Here is a 17,404-nt window from a genome sequence, read left to right as displayed (position 1 = left end):
CTCGGATCAGACCTCCGGATCCTTGAGAGCCAGCCTCCAAAGCGCATCCAGCCGGATCTCTTCCTGGTGAAGCCGCTTGTGCTGCAAGATGGCTGCCTCCTGCTCGTGCAACCGCTTGGTTGCTTCGGCCTGGGCCAGCGCAAGCCGCGCCCGAGCGAGACTGTGTTCCTGCTGCACGCGGCAGCGCGCCAGATCACGGTTCAGCTCGCCTCTCCTGCGCGACAGCCAGCCCTGCCAGAGCGTGTCGGCCCCGATCAGCCGCCGGTCCGCGAGGCTCTCGGTCTCGGCAAAGGCGGCCTGTCTCAACGCGTCGATCCGCGCAAGTTCATCCAGAAGACGCCGCTCCTCGTCCCGGTCGCGGCGGTGCTGCTCGAAGGCCCGGTCCTGCAGAAGCCGGGTGAGCTGACCAAGATCGCTCTTCGCACGGCTCATCGACCGCCTCGCCGACGGCGCATCGTCTCGCGCATATCCTCTGCAAAGCGGATCGCCGCCGCCACCGGGCGGTAATGTTCTGGCGCGATCTGCTCACCGATCCGGGTGGTGGCATGCAGCGCCCGCGCGGTGGGCGGGTCGGAATGCAGCGGCACGCCCGCGTCCTCGGCGACTTCGCGGATCCTGCGGGCAATTTCGTCCACGCCCTTGGCGACACAGATCGGGGCGTCCCCTGGTTTGCGGCTCCAGCTCAGCGCCACGGCGTAATGGCTCGGGTTCACAATCACCACGTCGGCGCGTGGCACGTCGGCCATCATCTGGGTCTGGGCGATCTCCTGCGCCCGGGCGCGGCGCTGCTGCTTGAACATCGGATCGCCCTCGGCCTCCTTGTGTTCATCTCGGAGCTCTTTCTGGGACATCCGGTTGCGCCGCAAATGCTCGGCCCGTTGCCAGAGATAGTCTACCGCACCGATGCACAGAGCCACCACTGCGGCAATCCCGAGCAGCTGCAGCATGAGATTGAGCATAAGCTCCGCGGCATCCGGCGCCGCGCCGCGAAGCACCCCGATGATGAGGTCATAGCGCGACGACAGGAACAGGCCGAGCACGACCGAGTAGACAGTCAGCTTGACGAAGCTCTTGAGAAACTCGAACAGGCCACGTCGGCCATACTTGTTGCGCGCATTTTCCATCGGAGAAAGACGGCTCGCCTTAGGTGCCAGCCGGGACGGTGCGAACACCAGACCGCGGGTCGCGAAGAGCGCACACAGCACCACCGCCCCCGGCACCGCCAACCACGGCAAAACCGGCTTCAGCACCGCGCCAAGCACCGTGGCCGCGGGTGCCGTCGCCATCCCGTCGAAGAACAGCGATCCGAGCTTCTCGGGATGCTCGACGAACGGGAGCATCGCCTCGCCGAGACGCAGCACCGCGCCACCGCCTATCGAGAGGCCGGTCGCCAGCAGCCCGAGATAGGCTGCCGCGGTCAAAAGGTCCGGCGACCGCGGTATCTCCCCCTTGCGCCGCGCCTCTTCGAGCTTGCGCGGTGATGGCTCATGGGATTTTTCGGCCGACTGTTCCTCTGCCATGGGCGCCTAGGGGGTCTGACCGGAGAGAAAGCGGTCGACGCTTGCGATCCAGAGGGAGAGCATCAGCGGAGCGGTGACCAGAAGCAAGGCGATCGAGCCGAAGGTGATCACCGGGGCGCCAACGAAGGCCACCATCAGCTGTGGCATCGCCTTGTTGATGAAGCCAAGCGTCAGGTTGTAGAGCGCCGAGAGGATCACGAAGGGCGCGGCGAGCGTGAAAGCCAGGGCGAAGGCCATCGCAATGTGCCCGCGCCCGGCCTGCGCGATAAGCGATGGATCGGGCAGGTGCAGAGCCGGAAACAGCTCGAAGGAAAGAATGATGAACCCTGCCACCTTGACGTGAAAGCCCGTGCTCATCAGCAGCGCCAGCGCCGCCACCGTCAGCACATGCCCGATCGCCGGCATCGGATCCGCGGCGCTGTTGCCAAGCAGCTGCGCCAGCGAGGTGGATTGCGCCGCAATGCTGCCCGCGGTCTGCAGCGCGTGCATGAAGAGCCGAAGCCAGAGGCCGAGGATCAGGCCGATCACGGACTCGGTCACCAGCGCCCAGGCCACCGTGCCGAGACCCGGCGGCGGCAGCGCCAGATCGGCGCCGGTCGCCGGCAGAACGGTGACGGTGAGCACGAGGCCAAGCGCCAGTCGGACCCGCATCGGCACCGTCTGCTCCCCCAAGCCCGGCAGCACCGCCATCATCGCCCCAACGCGCAGGAAAACGACCAGCGCCAGCCACCACCACCCCAGAAGAAGCGGCATGAACCCGGTCGCCCCGCTCATGCCGCCACAACCCCGACCAGCGCGGGCTTGGCCTCGATCCCGATCTCTTCGAAGGATAGCACCGGATTGGCGATCCCCTTGGCCGAGAGGATCGTGCGCAGGAACCGCCGGCGACGTGCGCTGGTGACAAGCGCGGGAAAAATCCCGCGGTTCCCGGCTTCGCTGACCTCGGCGGCGACACCGCTGGTCAGGCTCTCGAACAGATCGGGCGGCAGGGCGACGTCGAGCCCGCCAGCGGAGCCCTCGACCTGGTAGGTCGAAAAGGTATCTTCCCATTCCGGGGAGAGCTGGATCAAGGGAATCGTTCCGTCCTTCCGGCGCATCCCCGCGACCAGCTGGAACCCGATGCGCTGCCGCACGTGTTCACAGATCACGTCGGGCCGCGCCTGTTGGCCACGCATCTCCGAGATTGCCTCGAGAATCAGAGGCAGGTTGCGGATGCTGACCTGTTCCTCGAGCAGCAGCCGCAACACCTGATGCAGCGTATCGATCTGAACCTTGTCCGGGATCAGTTCATCAAGCAGACGACGGTTGGCCTCGGCCCGTGCGGGGTTGCTGAGGCTCACCATCTCGTCCAGCAGCCGGCGGAGCGATTTGAGCGTGAGAAGCCGCCCGAAATTTCGCTTTATGACCTCGAGCAGATGGGTCGCCAGCACCTCGGTCGGCGTCACGATGGTCGCACCGGTGAGCGCCGCACGGTCGCGATGCTCGGGCTTGATCCAACGCGCCGGAGCGCCATAGACCGGCTCGGTCACGTCACGCCCGCCAGGAAGGCTGGCATGATCGTCGGGCATCAGCGCCAGGACCAAATCCGGGTTGAGCTCTCCGCGCGCGACCTCGACGCCGTGGATCCGGATCAGGTAGATCCCGGTTTCGAGCGCCGGAGCATCGGTCAGCCGGATCTCGGGCAGGATGATGCCGAAACCCGAGGCGATGTGGCGCCGCATGTTGTCGATCCGCACATCGAGCCCGGTGCCCGGATCGAGCACCATGTTCACGAGATCGGGAGCAAATTCGACATGGATCTCGTCGACATCGAGGATGTCGCCGATGGGGCGCTCGCGGGGGGGCTCGGGTGCCTCGGCCTCCGGGGCAGCCGTGGGCTCGGCCAGCCGCCGCGCCATGAAGATCGCAAGCCCCCCGAGCACGCCCGAGCCGAGGATGAACGGCAGAAAGGGCAAGCCCGGCACGAGCGCGAACAGGGCCATCAGCACCGCGACCGTCCCCAGCGCCGCCGGGTGCCGGGCGAGTTGCCCCGCCACGGCCACATCGGTGGCCCCGATCGCGCCTCCGCGCGCCAGAAGAAGCCCCGAGGCGATGGAGATGATCACCGCCGGAATCTGCGACACGAGCCCGTCACCGACGGTCAGGATGGCATAGGTTTCGAAGGCGCGGGACAGTGGCATGCCCTGGCCGAAGATCCCCATCACCATGCCCATCACGAGGTTCAGCAGCGTGATCAGAAGACCCGCGACCGCGTCGCCCTTGACGAATTTCGATGCCCCGTCGAGCGAGCCGAAAAAGGTCGTCTCCTGCTGTTCGCGTTCCCGCCGCGCCTTGGCTTCGGCATGGTCGATGGCCCCCGCGGACATGTCACTGTCGATCGCGAGTTGCTTGCCCGGCATGCCGTCGAGCGCAAAGCGCGCACCGACCTCGGCCATGCGCGCGGCCCCCTTCGTGATCACCGCGAAGTTCACGATCATCAAGACGCCGAACACGACGAGCCCAAGAAAGACACTGCCCCCCATGACAAAATTGGCGAACCCCTCGATCACATCGCCTGCGGCGGAGGTGCCGGTGTGCCCCTGACCGATGATCAGTTTGGTCGAGCTCACGTTCAGTGAGAGCCGCAGCATGAGCGATGCCAGCAGGATCGTCGGGAAGGCCGAAAAATCCAGCGGTCGCTCGATAAACAGGGTCACTGTGAAGATCAGGATCGCGAGCCCGAAGGACGCGGCAAGACCGACATCCAGGATCCATGCGGGCACCGGGAGGATCATCATCACGATGACCGCCATCAGGGCCACGGCGAGAAGTACGGTGGGCTTGAAGAACATGCCGGTGGCCATCACGCGGACCCGTTCGCGTCTTGCGTCCGATACCGGAGTGCCGCGCAGGCGCGTACATCCCTCGCGGGAGCAGGCCGCACGCGGACTTGGCGCCGTAGCTTTCGGAATTGGGCGCCCCGTGACACGGTTACTCCTCCGCCAGTCGTGTCTGGTCGAGCAGCGCCCGAAGCGTGTCCCGGGTTTCGGCCCCGGAGGTGGCAAGCGCTTCGACGACGGCGAGGCTCGGCTGCGGGCCGACGTCGTCCGGAAGCGCCGATCCGACCAGCTCTGCCGCTGCGGCCAAAGCGTCCTCGCCTTCGCCCAGCGCGGCCCAATCCCCCGCGAGCCAGGCGGCAGACCGCGCTGCGCCGTCCTCGCCGAGGGCCCCGAAGGCGGTTTGCGCATAGGTGTAGTCACCCATCATCGCCCGAGCCTGCGCGCGCAGTGCAAGTGCGTCATCCCCCTGAAGGCCAATCAGCGCGATCTCGGCCTGTTGTGGATCGGAGCGGGCCAGATGGATCTCCGAGAGCAACAGCCGGCGTTCACGAGACTCGCGATCGAGCACCGGAAGCGATGCCCAGGCCATTGCTTCGTCCGCAAGGCCAAGACCGAGCAGCCGGCGCGCCACCGTGAGGGCCACATCCGCCTGGACCAGCGTCGCATACTCCGCGCGCCGTGGAACCGCTTCTTGCAGAAAGCCCGTGTCCGACCCCTGCGCCGAGAGCGCAATCAGCAATTCTGAAGCCGCGGCCCGGCGGTGCTCCTCGGGCATGTCGTCTCCGTTGCGAAAGGCTTCGAAAGCGTCCTCGAAACGGTCGTTCGCCGCCAGCGCCCGCAGATGCGCAAACCAGAGCTCCGGCCCTTTTTCGGTGGCGCGCAGCTCTGTCGAATAGGCCGCGGAGAGATCGGTCATCCGCGCGTTCACCGGCGCGCCGTTTTCGGAAGCAAGCGCAATGGTCGCTGCGACCGCATCGGGAGCATGCGCGCCCGACTCGTGCGACAGGTCTTCGAGAACCGAATGCGCCTCTTGTACCGCACCCTCGAGCCGGTCGATCTGGGCCTGACTGAAGCGCATTTCTGCGTCAGAGGCACCACCGGACCGGGCCAGCCGCGAGAGCAGGTTGCGTGCGGCGTCTGAATGACCCGCCTCTGCCAGTCGGGTCGCAAGCGTCGGCCCCAGCACCGGTCGCAGGGTTGCGGGCAGAGCCTCGAAGGCGCGCCTCACCGAACGGTCATCGACCTCCGCCTCTTCCGGAAGCTCGGGGGCCCCGGCAAGCGCCCAGAGCGCGGCTGCGCCCTCGCACCCTGTCTGGCCCGCAAACACACCGGCGCGATCTGTCGCGCCATCGACGATACCAGCAAGCGCATAAAGCACCGGATCGCGCCGGTCGGGCAACAGCTCGAGCAGCGCGCGCGCCTCGGCCCCGAAACCGATATAGACATGGGCGCGCACCAGATCGGTAAGGATCTCCGGGTCGAGCGTGTCGAATTCACCGTAGAGCCGTCTGCGCAGCTCCGGGATGGTCTTGTCAAACGTCTCCTCCGTGCCCCAGGAGGCGATGTCGAGCGCGCCATCCGCGACGCAGCCCGTGCCGCCGATGCGGACGCGCGTCTGCATGTCGGCCGGTTCGCGGCCAAGAATTGCTGCCTCGATCTGTGAATGCGCGCCCGCAAGTTCGGGCACCGGCATCCCGTGATCATTCGCATCGTCTCTCGCGGCGTCCGGTGTCGCTGCGTCCGTTGCTGCGAGACGTTGCGACAGACCGTTTCTGCTCGGTGACAACAAACCGTCGCTGGCTGCCGTCGCGAGTTGTTCAGCCAAGGTCCGTCCGAGCGCAGCGGGATCCATGCGATCGGCTGCCTCCAGCCGCTCTGGCAGAGCCAGCTCAGGCTCGGTTGCGCGTTGTGGCACGAAGACAGGCAGCAAAGGGTTGCGCGCAGGCGACGGGCCTATGCCCGGCTGCGGACCGACCCGGATCCCGGAGAGCGGCCTCTTTTCTTCCGGCGTCGGTCCGGATGCATCCGCCATTTGTGGAGGCTCTCCAGGCCGAATGTCGAGCACCAGCATGCCCGGCTCCGCGAGAAACGCCTCTGCAACGCAGTCACAGCCGAATTCGAGCGCGAGGCCTGCCCCGCCTGGAAGCGGGTCAAGGCCCGAGAGCCGCTCGGTGTTGATGCGCGCGAAGACATCGCTGCTGTCAAACCGGTAACCCCTGCCATCGAAGCGCAGCTCGATCCGCCGGGGCGCGACATACTCCGTCTGCCACCCCAGACCGTCGGGAATATCGAGCGCGAGCCGCGTGAAAGAGCCATGCTCTCCGGAGCGGACACGGATCTCCTGCGCCGAAGCTGCACCGGCACAGAGCCAGAGCGACGTGCAAAACAGCGCGATACGGATCATGCCGCCGCCTGCTTGACGTTCTTCAACGCTTCTTCGAGATCGGTGAAGCTGGGCCGGAAATGCGCCGGGGTGTTCTGGCGCCCGACCTCGATGCAGATGTTGGTGGCGTGATTGTGCAGGTTCGCGACAAGCACCTCGCGGATCAGCTGGTAGAAATGCAGATCCTCCTCGACCACCGCCTTGACCTTCACCGCAAACGGGCCGGCGAAACCGTAGGCCAGAAACACCCCGAGAAAGGTGCCCACCAGCGCCCCGCCGATCAGCTTGCCCAGAACCTCGGGCGGCTGATCGATCGAGCCCATGGTCTTGATCACCCCAAGGACCGCCGCCACAATCCCCAGCGCCGGCAACCCGTCGGCCATGGCCTGTAAAGCATGGCTCGAGTGCATCCGATGATGCTCGAGCGCTTCGATCCGCTTGTCGAGCACCTCTTCAACCTGATGCGGATCATCGTAATTCATCGACATCGAGCGCATGGTGTCGCAGATCAGCTCGATGGCGATCTTGTCGCCCTGAATCTTCGGATACTTGGAGAAGATGGTCGATTCATCCGGAGACTCCACGTGTTCCTCGATGGCCACGGGGCTCTGGCGGGCCAGCCTGATCAACTCGAACAGCAGGCAGAGCAGTTCCTTGTAGTCCGCGGGCTTCCATTTCGCGCCCTTGAACACCTTTCCGACATCCTTGAGCGTGTGCTTCACCACGCCCGCGTCATTGCCGATCAGAAACGTGCCGAGCGCGGCACCACCGATCATCATCATCTCGAACGGGAGCGATTTCAGGATGATCGACATCTTTCCGCCAGCGAGAAGATATCCGCCAAAGACCATACCGAAAATCACGACGATCCCGATGATTCCCATCATTGCGGTGACTCCTTCACCCATCCCGCGCGCTCACTCGTGTCATCGTCTTGGTAGCGCGGGTGCGGTTAACAAAACCCTCAGCCCCGGAGGTTTCAGCGGTTACATCACGAGGAAATCAGCGTGCAGCGCGCCGGCGGCCTTGATGCTCTTGAGAATGTCGATCATGTCGCGCGGTGAGACGCCAAGCGCGTTCAGCCCCGCGATCACCTCGGAGAGCGAGGTACCGCCCGGCACCTCGGCCAGACCGATCCCGGGCTCCTCGACGATATCGGCGCCGGTGCGCGGGACGATCACGGTCTCGCCTTCAGCAAAGGGGTTCGGCTGCACGGCAATCGGCGTCTCTTCGATGCGCAGGGTCAGATTCCCCTGCGAGACGGCAACACGGGAAATTCGCACGTCTTCGCCCATCACGATCGTGCCCGAGCGCTGATCCACCACGACGCGGGCGCGACGCTCCGGCTCAACCGGAAGATTCTCGATCGCGACCACGGCCTGCGCCGGAGATCCGGTCCCCGTTTGTTGCAGGTTGACGGAGACCGTGCCCGCATCGAGCATCTCTGCCGCACGGCGCCCGACCCGCCGGTTGATCGCCGCCTCGATCCGAGCCGCGGTGGTGAAGTCAGGTTCGCGCAGCGCCAGGCGCAGGGTCGACAGATCGGCAAAGGCGAACTCCACCTCGCGCTCGATCCGGGCGCCCGCGGGGATCATACCCGAGGTCGGGACCCCCTGCACCACCCGCGCGCCATCGCCCTCTGCATTGACGCCGCCCGCGATCACCGTGCCTTGCGCCACCGCGTAGATCTGTCCATCCGCAGCATTGAGCGGGGTCATGATCAGGGTACCGCCCAGCAGGCTGCTGGCGTCACCGATCGCCGAAACCGTCACGTCGATCTGGCTGCCGGCTCTTCCGAAGGGCGGCAAGCGGCTGGTCACGAACACCGCGGCCACGTTGCGCGGCCGGAACTGCTCACCGGTCACGTTGACCCCGAGCCGTTCGAGAATGTTCTGCATGATCTCTTCGGTGAAGGGGGCATTGCGCAACCCGTCGCCGGTGCCGTTGAGGCCGACGACCAGACCATAGCCGACAAGATCGTTGGAGCGGACGCCGTCGAATTCCACCAGATCCTTGATACGCACGGACTGCGCATCTGCGCTCTGGGTCAGGAGACACAGAGTGAAGGCGAGGCAGAGGCCAAGCAGACGCGTGATCATCGCAGGAACTCCACCAGCGACATGCGTGAGGACCGCACGGTGATGGCATAGAGACTTTCCAGCTGCGCACGGGTGTTCTCGTAGCGGGTGGCGGTCTCGAACTGATCCGTTCCGATCAGCTCGAGCCGGGCGATGCTCGTGGCCGTGCGTTCGGCCGCGTTGCGCGCGGTGGTTTCTTCGATCCGTTGTTCGACCGTGCCGAGCCCGGCCCGCAACTCGACCATGCTGGCCATCGCGGTTTGCAGGTCAAGCGCCGCGCTCGAGATCAGGTCGACCTTGACCGCACCGGACAGGGTCAGCGTGTCGTCGCTGGCCAGAGCCGCCTTGGCCATCGCTTTCATGACATCGCGAAACACCGCATCGTCGCCCCGAATGTCGACGCCTGCGCTTTCGGTGGCACTCAACTGGAGAGGCGCAAGCGAGGTGGTCGATCCGAGATAGCCGTCAGTCTCGAAGCCACCTCCCGGCGTGTTGAACCAGTCATCCAGGGCGGTCTCGACATCCGTTACGGTCGTGGCCCCGGCCAGCGCTGTCTGAAGCTCGGCGATCATCGCCTCGCCCTCGATCACCGCCGGGGTATCGGTGGCGGTGCCGGAGAACAGGAAGCGACCGGCGACCGATCGGTTGAGCCCGTTCAGCATGTGGCCCAGGGCGTTGCCTGCCTCGGTGGAGAGCGTGCGGAACATCTCGTCGTTCGGGGTCAGCTCGACCGCGAGAAGCACCTGCGAGAGCAGTTCCGACCGTGTCTGGATCTCATCCAGCGTGGTCTGCATGGTGCCGGTGAGGAACGCGGCCTCGGTCGTATTCACCCGATAGGTTTCGAGCTGCGCCAGCCGGCGGTCGATCGAGACCAGCGACGAGACGTCTCCGCCAAGATGGGAGACCGGATCGCGGACGAAGCCGGTCGCGATCTCGGTGGCGAGCTGGTCGAGATCGCGGTTCAGGCGGGTCTGGTGGGTGCGCAGGACCAGGGTTCTGGCAAGATCTCCGACGGTATCCAACGGTGCCTCCTCAGATGTTCATCAGGGTCTGCATGAGCTCGTCCACCGTGGTGATGACGCGCGCGTTCGCCGCGTAATGCTGCTCGATCCGGAGAAGCTCCTGCAGCTCGGCGTCGGTATCGACCCCCTTGGACAGTTCAAGCTCCTTCAGCGCGGTGTTCTGGGCGCTGCTGAAGCTCTGCTCGCCATCTGCCCGCAGCCGCGCGGCAGCGATGGCGGCATGGAAACCCGCGACATGCTGGGCAAAGCTCTGTGCGCCTGACCCAAGCGCGGCCGATCCCGGGCTCATCAGCGCGTCCAGCGCATCGGAATAGCCCCGAAGAAGACGTGCCTCTCCGACCGGCCCCTGCACCGCGGCGCCAAGGCCATCCCGCAGGCGCCAGGTCCCGCTGCCGGCCGGATCGACCAGCGCATTGAGCGCGATCCGTCCTGCGAGCCCCGTTTCGTCCAAGGGGTCGAAGACGGCTCCCGCATCGGTAAAGAGACCGGGGTCGGTGGCCCCGAGGGTGCTGTCCGGACCGCCCGGGGCGAAGCGCTCGATCAGGTCACGGGCAATGCCATCGATCGCCGCCTGCATATCCGGCGCAACGACATCGCGGATCTGGAACTGGGCACCGAGCGTGCCGCCGCCGAGCGCGCCATCATTGCTGCTGTTGACCGCCTTGCCATTGACCTCGAGCCCCGACAGCGTACCGGCGCCGATGCTCAGATCGGCAGTGACCGGATCCTGCGGCGTGAAGCTGATCTCCACCGGGTCGCTGTGGAAATCCGGATCGAGAAGAACCGTGCCCGACGCCGCGTAGAGCGCAACGGCCCCGTTTTCGCGTGCCACGCTGCGGAGCGGCACGATGTCGGAGACGTCGTCGATCACCCGCTGGCGCTGGTCCATGAGCGACGCCGGATCGCCGCCGCGCAGCAGGCTGTCGCTGATCGCGGTGTTGAGCTCGGAAACGCGGCCGAGCGCGGTGTTGAACCGTGTGACCTGTGACCCGATGCTGCGGTCGGCATCGGTCCGGGCATCCTGGATCTCGACGCTGATCTGGTTCAGCATGGTGGTGAAATCCTCGGCCCTCTGCGCCACCAGCTTCAGCCGCTGGTCCGACGCCGGATCGGTGGCGGCAGAAAGCAACGCGGTCTCGAAGGCCGCATAGCGACCCACCAGAGATCCTGCCGTGTCGGTCGGCCCGAGCAGGGTTTCGACGCGGGATGCGAAGCTCTGCATCTCGTCGGCAAAGCCGGACTGGGCGTCGGACAACCTGCGGTCTGCCAGCACGGCGGGGTCGACATTGCGGGTGACCCCGTCGATCCACACCCCACCGGAATTTCCAAGCGTCCGGGCCGAAAGATCGAGCGTTCGGCGACCATAGCTTTCGGTCGTCGCGTTGGCGATGTTCGAGGCCACGAGGCCGGCCGATCGGCTGTTCGCGGTCAGCCCGCTCAGCGCGTTGGACAGTGCTCCGCTCAGTGACATGTGGTGCCCTCCGTGGAAGGGCTGACCCCGTTACCGGGCTCAGCGCTTCATGTTGGTGGTTTCCTGCAGCATCTCGTCGACGGTCTGGATCACCTTGGCGTTGGAGGAATAGGCGCGCTGGGTGCGGATCATGTCGGTCAGTTCCTGCGCGATGTCGGTGGCGGATTCCTGTCTGGCATAGGACTTCACGCTGCCGGTCGGTCCGTCCCCGGCATCCCACAGGAAGAACGATCCGCTCTCTGGCGAGGGCCGGAAGGTCGAGCCATCCACCGCGATCATGCCGTTGTAATTGGGCAGGTCGACCAGCGGGATCTGGTAGAGCACCTGGCTCTGGCCGCTGTCGTAGAGCGCGCTGACATAGCCGTTCTCGTCAACCTCGACCGAGACCATGTTGCCGACCGAGGAGCCGTCCTTGGAGATCGAGATCGGCGCGAAACTGTCGCCAAGCTGCGACAGACCCCCCGTCGTTCCCGTGGCGCCGATGTCGAACTCGATCGGGCCCCCGGCCACGTCGACGGTGAAGAGGCCTGTCCCGGCATTGTAGGCGCCGCCCGTGGTTTCGACCACGGTCGCGATCGTGCCGCCCGCACCGGTCGTCGCATCGAACGTGATGGTGTAGTCACCGATCACCGCGCCGTCCTGCGCGGAGTCGGTCATCACCATGGTCCACTCATTCGAGATCCCGGTGGCGGGAACCGTCGGCGTGAAGGTGATCGAGATGCTCTGCGAGATGCCGACATTGTCGAAATACTCGATCTCGAGATACTCTGCATCGCCCGCCGCGCCGGCCTGTGTCTCGGTGGCGGGCAGGTTCAGCGCCATGTCGACCGCGGTGGTCGGATCGCCGGTGAGGCTGAGGCTGAACTTGACCGGCTCGAGACCGTTGATGGTATCGCGCGGATAGGGCGGAATCGAGCCGTCGAGCGCCGCCGGCCACCCCATCAGGTAGTAGCCGTTCTCGCTTGCCAGATAGCCGTTCTCGTCGATCCGGAAGGAGCCGGTCGATGTCAGCAATAGCTCGGGCTCGCCCGTGGCTTCGTATTGCGATTGCGATGCGACCGGGAGCATGCCGATCCCGTCCACCGCCAGATCCGTGGCGTTGCTGGTCGAGACGATGGCCCCGCCCTCGTCGATCAGGCGCAGGTTGTCGATCGCGGTGCCACCCGCGGTGTAGGCCCGCTGACTTCCGCTCGACATCACGAGCGCGGTGAAATCCGTTTCGACCCTGCGATATCCATAGGTCGAGGAGTTCGCGATATTGTCGGAGATGGCGCTGAGGCGGCTGGCATTGCCCGCCAGCCCCGAAACGCCGGCATTGAGAGACGAAGAAATGGTCATGGACGCGCCTTTCTGCTGTCACCTTCGAAGAACTCGCCACCAGACCTAACCGCACGGACTTAACCCGGAGCTAACAGCTAAAATCCGCCGCATATCCGCCCGCGGTCAGCTGCGCAGAAAGATGATCTCGAGCCGCGTGTTGCGCGGGTCCATCGGGTTGTTCTTGGCCGGTTCACGGTCGGCATGCGCGGTGACCCGGTTGATCCGGGCCTTTGACAGCCCGTCCGCAAGCAGCAACTCGCGGAATCGGTCGGCATGTCGGGTCGAGACCTCCCAGGAGGGATCGCGCGCGAGAACGATCGGATAGGCCCCGACATGGCCCTCGATCGCAAGCGGATTGGTCACCATGTCCGAGACCCCCGCGATCACGTCGGAGAGCGCGCGCAGCAGCTCCGTCGGGGCGCCCTGGGCGTCGAAGAGCGGCGCCTCCTCGGTTGCAAAAAGCTCGACCACGAGCCCCTCATCGGTGACGCGGGTCACGATATGGCGCATCAGCGTGTCGCTGATCATGCTTTCGCCGCCACGCCCCATGAGCAGATCCTCGACCGCTTCCAGCGCCTCGTCCTGCGCGCCGGTCTCGTCGGCCTCGCCCGGGTCCGATGCGCCGCGCGCGGCATGTTGCGAGGTCGGCCTCAGGCTCGTGGCGCCGGTTCCGACCCGTGGCAACGTGTTCTCGGAGAAGATGCTGTCCCCACCGAGACTGCCATCGCCGCCACCGGAAACCCGGCTGATCGCGATGGTTGGGCTGAAGTAGTCCGCAAGCCCCTTGCGCTGTTTTTCCGTTGTCGCATTCAGCAGCCACATCAACATGAAGAAGGCCATCATCGCGGTGACGAAATCGGCATAGGCGACCTTCCATGCGCCGCCGTGATGCCCGTCACCGCCCGAAACCTTCTTCCTTTTGATGATGACCGGCGCGACACTGCTGTCGACCGCCATGTTCCACCACCTTCGTATTTCACCCCGAAGAGCGGTCTAGCGGTGCAGCGGTTACGCCTGCCTTAACATTTAAAACTCTCGACGCATCCTGCCGGCAGGGACGTGCCGAGAATCCCACATGCAGAGACGCCCTCTCTGCCGCCGATAGACAGGATCACGGTTTCCGAATAGCTGTAGGTCCAAGAAACCTTTCGAGACACGGGGTCGGCTTTATGGCGGCGGTATCATCACATCGGGCAAAGCGCGTCGGCGCGCTGGCGACGGCGGGGGCGGCGTTCCTTCTGACCAGCTCCGCACAATCCGAGACGATCGCGAGCTACAACACCTATGGCTCCCCCGGCCTGATCGACATGCCGACCGCCGAGATGGCCCCTGACGCCACGATCGGCCTTACCTACGGCCGCATCGGTGACAGCAACCGGGCGGCATTCTCGTTTCAGATCACGCCGTGGCTGAGCGGGACCTTCCGCTACGCAGGGATCGAGAACTTCGACGACCCCTCGAGTGTCGACGGCGTTTACTACGACCGCAGTTTCGACGTCCGCGTGCAGCTTCTGCGAGAGACCCGGCTTCGTCCCGCCGTCGCCATCGGCCTGCAGGACTTCGTCGGCACCGGTCTCTATGGCGGTGAATATATCGTTGCCACCAAGGCCCTTGCGCCCGGGCTGAGGGTGACGGGCGGCCTTGGCTGGGGCCGGCTTGGCAGCTACAATTCCTTCACCACCATCGGCGAGCGCTCCGAGGTGATCCTGGGCGAAGGCGGTGTGCCGACCTACGATCGCTGGTTCCGCGGCGATGTCGGCGCCTTCGGCGGCATCAGCTGGTCTCCGAACGACAAACTCACCTTCGAGCTCGAGTATTCCTCTGACGCTTACACGCTCGAAAGCGCGCGCGGCGGGTTCGAGCACAAGTCTCCCTACAGCTTCGGGGCTCAGTACCGGTTCGACAACGACGCCCAGCTTGGGCTCTATTTCGCCTACGGAGACACGCTCGGCCTTCAGCTGACCTTCCCCACAAACCCGAAGACCTCCGGCATTCCGGGCGGGATCGAGGTCGCCGGCGTTCCGGTCAAGCGGCGCGCATCGGGCAGCGCCTCCGACTTGGGCTGGACCGCCGATCTCGAGGGTACCGAGCGCAGTATCGAACAGCGCATGACGACGAACCTCTCGCGCGAGAAGCTCGAGCTTGTGAATGTCGAGCTCCGGCCGCGCAGTGCGACGGTCTGGCTGCGCAATCCGACCTATGGCGCCCCCGCGCAGGCAATCGGCCGCACCGCACGGGTGATGACACGGACCCTGCCGGACTCGGTGGAGGAATTCATCATCGTCCCGACCGAGAATGGCATTCCCATGTCGGCGGTCACGATGAAACGCAGCGATCTCGAGGCGCTCGAGAATGACGCCGCGGTCGAGATGCTGGCACGGACCAGCATCACCGACGCCTACGGACGCGGCACGCCGGAAGACCTGGTCACCTTTCCCCGGTTCAACTGGGTGGTGGCGCCCTACTTCGATTACTCGGGCTTCGACCCGGACATGCCCCTGCGCATCGATGTCGGCGCACGGGTGGCCGCGAGCTACGAAATCCGCCGCAACGTCGTGCTCTCCGGTGAATTGCGAAAGCGCGTGATCGGCAATCTCGACGAGATCAGCCGCGAATCCGAAAGCCTCCTGCCGCGCGTCCGCACCGACTATCGGCTCTACGCCGATGAAGGCGATCCCTTCATCAGGTATCTGACGCTGGACCTCTACGGGCGCCCTGCCCCCGAGCTCTACAGCCGCGTTTCCGTTGGCTATCTCGAACGGATGTATGCCGGCGTGTCGGGCGAAGTCTTGTGGAAGCCGGCCGACAGCCGTCTCGCCTTCGGCGCCGAGCTCAACTACGTGCGGCGCCGGGCCTATGACGGGCTGTTCGGCCTAGAGGAAAATGTCACCGTCGATCCGGTTTCGGGCATCGAGCGCGAGATCCCGGATGTGAACGGTCACGTCTCGGGCTACTACGCCTTCGGCAACGGCTTTCACGGACAGGTCGATGTCGGCCGCTACCTGGCCGGCGATTACGGCGCCACCTTCACTCTGACGCGCGAGTTTGCAAACGGCTGGAGCGTCGGCGCCTTCGCCACCTTCACCGATGTCACCGAAGAAGAGTTCGGCGAAGGCTCGTTCGACAAGGGCATCATGCTGACGATCCCGCTGAGCGCCGGCACCAGCCGCCCGTCCCGAACCCTGAGCCGTCAAACCATTCGCTCGCTTCAGCGCGACGGCGGCGCCCGCCTCGACGTCTCGTCGCGGCTCTACGATCAAGTCCGCACCTGGCATGAACCGGACGTGAGCAACACTTGGGGACGATTCTGGCGATGAACCTGCGCACCACCCTTCCCCGCATCGGCCTGCTCGCACTGGCGTCGGTCCTGACCGGCTGCAGCAACGACCCCTATTTCGAGTTTCCGGTGCAATCGATCGTGCCGACCTCGCTGCGCCAGCAGGAAGCCAACGGCGAAATCACCCCTCAGGCGATCGTGCAGACGCTCTCGGCGACGGACCTTCCCGTCGCTTTCCTGGGGGTTCCCGACCGCGGATCGCAGGCGCTTCTGATCCGGATCGAACAGAACGGTCCCTACGAGACATTCGCCAACCCGGATCGCCAATCCGTCACCATGCGGCACGGCATGATCACCGGCACCCGCGGTCTGAGCGGCGACCTGATGTCGACGGAGGAAGAGGCGCTGCTGGACCTGATACGGGCGCGCCGCGCCGGCCAGGTCAGCTATATCCAGCGTTATCTCACCCCCGAGGATGTCACCGAGGTGGTCACCTATCGCTGCGGTGTCGAGCCCGACGCCACGGTTGATGTCTCGATCGGTCTCGTTCAGGACCGGGCGACCGAGATGGTCGCGGCCTGCGAAAGCCCCGACGGCCCGCCCTTCGTTGATTACTACAAGGTGTCGGGCAGCGGAGAGATCCTCGCTTCGCGGCAATGGCTGGGCGAGAATCTCGGCTACGTCGCGATGCAGATGCTTCAGCGCTGAGCCGCTGCCTTCAGTGCAGCGGCAGGCGTCGGATGACCGTCGCCAGCATCAACCGCGCATCAAAGCAGAGGCTGCGCCGGCGGGCGTAGATCAGGTCGAGCCGGGCCTTGCGCGGCACGCAGCGCCGGCAATAGACCGCTTCGGTCTCTTCCTTGCTCCGGCACTCGGCCAGCAGCCGCTCTTCGGTCCGGTGAAAGGCCAGCGTGGCAAGCCCGGTGACTCCCGGGCGCGATCTCAGCACGTCGGCGTAGAGCTCGGGAAACATCTCGGTGTAGCGGCGCAGCGGCGGTCGCGGGCCGACGAAGCTTATATCGCCGCGCAGGATGTTCCAGAGCTGCGGCAGTTCGTCCAGCCGGTAGCGCCGCAGAACCCGTCCGGTGGCCGTGATCCGGTTCGTCTTGTCGCCGCCCGACACGCCGCTGTCATGTCTGTCGCTTGTCATGGTGCGGAACTTCCAAAGCAGAAAGCCCTCGTCCGGGGTCTTCATGCGTTCGGAAAGGTAAAGGACCGGCGCACCATCACGCCAGAGGATGATCAGGGCGATGATCACGATCACCGGGGACAGGATCACGATCAACAGGACCGCAAGGCCGATGTCGACCGAACGCTTGGCAACACTCAAAACACCCACTCCGTTGCTGACCGAAGGCCCTCGCGATCGGAAGGATTTTGCCTGTCGGCCGAGCGGAGCGCTGAAACTGTCACGATGGCCTGTCCGAAGAACGTTTTCGAGGATAGAAGATTGTCTAGCATCGGGCCGAAACGCTAAGAAGATCCGAGAGACGACCAAAGGTTTTCCGAGGGAG

14 protein-coding genes are annotated in these 17,404 nt (G+C 65.3%); 2 read left to right on the top strand and 12 right to left on the bottom strand.

Going from position 1 to position 17,404, the window contains the following annotated elements; genetic code table 11:
• Positions 1-6: 6 nt before the first annotated feature.
• From JF542_RS17180 to JF542_RS17130, 11 genes are all read right to left on the bottom strand, one after another.
• On the bottom strand, positions 7-432 hold the full coding sequence (locus JF542_RS17180) for a hypothetical protein (protein WP_207076743.1): 426 nt from the start codon (positions 430-432) through the stop codon (positions 7-9).
• Positions 429-1,520 (bottom strand): EscU/YscU/HrcU family type III secretion system export apparatus switch protein, encoded by a 1,092-nt coding sequence (locus tag JF542_RS17175; RefSeq protein ID WP_207076742.1) that lies wholly within the window; start codon positions 1,518-1,520, stop codon positions 429-431. The genes JF542_RS17180 and JF542_RS17175 overlap by 4 nt, the downstream gene beginning before the upstream one ends.
• Positions 1,521-1,526: 6 nt before the next feature.
• Entirely contained in the window at positions 1,527-2,294 is a 768-nt protein-coding gene (locus JF542_RS17170; RefSeq protein ID WP_207076741.1) for a flagellar biosynthetic protein FliR, read from the bottom strand.
• Positions 2,291-4,363, bottom strand: coding sequence for a flagellar biosynthesis protein FlhA (gene flhA, locus JF542_RS17165; protein WP_207076740.1), 2,073 nt, complete (start codon positions 4,361-4,363; stop codon positions 2,291-2,293). Before flhA ends, JF542_RS17170 begins: the two co-directional genes overlap by 4 nt.
• Before the next feature lie 127 nt (positions 4,364-4,490).
• On the bottom strand, positions 4,491-6,743 hold the full coding sequence (locus JF542_RS17160) for a hypothetical protein (protein ID WP_242533808.1): 2,253 nt from the start codon (positions 6,741-6,743) through the stop codon (positions 4,491-4,493).
• Positions 6,740-7,609: a flagellar motor stator protein MotA gene (gene motA / locus JF542_RS17155; RefSeq protein ID WP_007795570.1), complete on the bottom strand. Its 870-nt coding sequence runs from the start codon at positions 7,607-7,609 to the stop codon at positions 6,740-6,742. The genes JF542_RS17160 and motA overlap by 4 nt, the downstream gene beginning before the upstream one ends.
• 99 nt (positions 7,610-7,708) lie before the next feature.
• Entirely contained in the window at positions 7,709-8,821 is a 1,113-nt protein-coding gene (locus JF542_RS17150) for a flagellar basal body P-ring protein FlgI (RefSeq protein ID WP_207076739.1), read from the bottom strand.
• Complete coding sequence (locus tag JF542_RS17145; protein ID WP_207076738.1) at positions 8,818-9,822, bottom strand: flagellin; 1,005 nt, start codon at positions 9,820-9,822, stop codon at positions 8,818-8,820. Before JF542_RS17145 ends, JF542_RS17150 begins: the two co-directional genes overlap by 4 nt.
• 10 nt (positions 9,823-9,832) lie before the next feature.
• Positions 9,833-11,293 (bottom strand): flagellar hook-associated protein FlgK, encoded by a 1,461-nt coding sequence (flgK, locus tag JF542_RS17140; RefSeq protein ID WP_207076737.1) that lies wholly within the window; start codon positions 11,291-11,293, stop codon positions 9,833-9,835.
• A 39-nt stretch (positions 11,294-11,332) separates the two neighbouring features.
• On the bottom strand, positions 11,333-12,631 hold the full coding sequence (locus JF542_RS17135) for a flagellar hook protein FlgE (protein ID WP_207076736.1): 1,299 nt from the start codon (positions 12,629-12,631) through the stop codon (positions 11,333-11,335).
• A gap of 105 nt (positions 12,632-12,736) precedes the next feature.
• On the bottom strand, positions 12,737-13,570 hold the full coding sequence (locus JF542_RS17130) for a flagellar motor protein MotB (RefSeq protein WP_207076735.1): 834 nt from the start codon (positions 13,568-13,570) through the stop codon (positions 12,737-12,739).
• Positions 13,571-13,782: 212 nt separating this feature from the next.
• On the opposite strand from JF542_RS17130, the gene JF542_RS17125 reads away from it, so the two are divergent.
• Together JF542_RS17125 and JF542_RS17120 are read left to right on the top strand one after the other, a co-directional pair.
• A complete protein-coding gene (locus tag JF542_RS17125; RefSeq protein ID WP_207076734.1) occupies positions 13,783-15,930 on the top strand; it encodes a YjbH domain-containing protein in 2,148 nt (715 codons plus the stop codon).
• On the top strand, positions 15,909-16,598 hold the full coding sequence (locus JF542_RS17120) for a YjbF family lipoprotein (RefSeq protein WP_242533807.1): 690 nt from the start codon (positions 15,909-15,911) through the stop codon (positions 16,596-16,598). The genes JF542_RS17125 and JF542_RS17120 overlap by 22 nt, the downstream gene beginning before the upstream one ends.
• A gap of 10 nt (positions 16,599-16,608) precedes the next feature.
• Here the strand turns inward: JF542_RS17120 and JF542_RS17115 are convergent, their stop codons facing one another.
• Positions 16,609-17,220 carry a sugar transferase gene (locus tag JF542_RS17115; RefSeq protein ID WP_007795584.1) on the bottom strand — a complete coding sequence of 204 codons (612 nt, stop codon included), beginning with the start codon at positions 17,218-17,220 and terminating at the stop codon, positions 16,609-16,611.
• Positions 17,221-17,404: the final 184 nt, after the last annotated feature.

This window comes from Salipiger bermudensis, from assembly GCF_017309175.1.
Lineage (GTDB): Bacteria > Pseudomonadota > Alphaproteobacteria > Rhodobacterales > Rhodobacteraceae > Salipiger > Salipiger bermudensis.
The sequence above is the reverse complement of the archived record's forward strand: the minus strand, read 5'-3'. Positions and strand labels throughout refer to the sequence as shown.